This is a genomic window from Kocuria sp. ZOR0020 (assembly GCF_000800955.1).
Lineage (GTDB): Bacteria > Actinomycetota > Actinomycetes > Actinomycetales > Micrococcaceae > Kocuria > Kocuria subflava.
The window spans coordinates 1-1251 of record NZ_JROX01000279.1 but is presented as its reverse complement, the minus strand read 5'-3'; the positions used below and the strand labels follow the sequence as shown (position 1 = coordinate 1251).

At 64.9% G+C, this 1251-nt stretch carries 1 protein-coding gene; it reads right to left on the bottom strand.

The features are described from left to right. Positions 1–75: 75 nt before the first annotated feature. On the bottom strand, positions 76–1251 hold a 1176-nt coding region (locus L979_RS12990), incomplete at its 5' end, for a M3 family metallopeptidase (RefSeq protein WP_047692628.1).

Sequence of the window (1251 nt, the reverse complement as noted above, 5' to 3'; positions counted from 1 at the left end):
CCGAGTAGGCCTTTTGATCGCTGCTGACCCACTCAGGGGCGATCAAAAGGCCTACTCGGCGGGAGAGGGAAAGGGTCAGGAGAGCAGGCCGCGACGCTGCAACAAAGGCTGCATGTCCGGGTCCCCGCCCAGCAGCTCACGGACCCCGTCCATGGGATCGGCCTCGTTGCCGCGAGAGAGAATGGTGCTGGCGAACCGGTCACCGGTGCTGCGGCTGAGCCCACCGTTGGTGTTGAACCACTCCACGGCGGCGGCATCGATGATCTCCGACCACAGGTAGGAGTAGTACCCGGCCGCATAACCCCCGGCAAAGATGTGCTTGAACGTGGCGGAGGTGTAGCGGGGGTCCACGCCGTCCACATCCAGCCCGGCAGTGGTCATGGCGTCCTGGTCAAAGGTCTCCAGATCCGGTGCGGGATCTGTGTGGGTGCGCTCATGCCATGCCAGGTCAATGGCGGTGGCAGCCAGGTACTCCACGGTGGCAAAGCCCTGACCCTGGGTGTCCGCCTCCCGCAGCCGGTCCGCGATCTCCTCCGGCAACTGTTCACCCGTGCGGTGGTGCCGGGCGTAGCGGGGCAGGACGTCTGGGTGCAGGACCCACATCTCGTAGACCTGGGAGGGGAATTCCACCACGTCGCGGGCCACCTTGGTGCCGGCAAAGGAGGGGAAGTGGACGTCTGAAAGCAGCCCGTGCAACACGTGCCCGAACTCGTGGAACAGGGTGGTCACCTCTGCCACGGTCAACAGCTTGGGCTGTCCCGGTTGCGGGGAAACAAAGTTGGTGTTCACCGTGATCACGGGTTTTTGCGCCCCCAGGTGGTTCTGATGCACCAGGGTCCCCATCCAGGCGCCACCTGATTTGGTGGGGCGGGTCCACCAGTCAGCCACCATCAGGCCGAGCGTTTCGCCGGTCTCAGCACGTTGGCATTCGTAGACCTCCACCTCGGGGAGGTACCCCTTGAGGTCCCGGCGCTTGGTGAACTCCAGCCCGAACAGCTCCCGGGCGGTGTGGAACAGGCCGTCCTCCACCACGGCGTAAAGCTCAAGGTAGTCCCGGACGTCCAAGGTGGTCTCCGGTGAGTCACTGGCCGTGCGTTCAGCCAGGAAAGGCCAGTCCCAGGCCGCCAGGGGCTCGTCCTGGAGCTCTTGCAGGGCCTCACGTTCTGCCACGGCATTGCGCACTGCGGGTTCGGCCACCTGAGCCGGCATGTCCTGGACATTGGACGGTGAACCAGCTGCAGCTTGGGACAT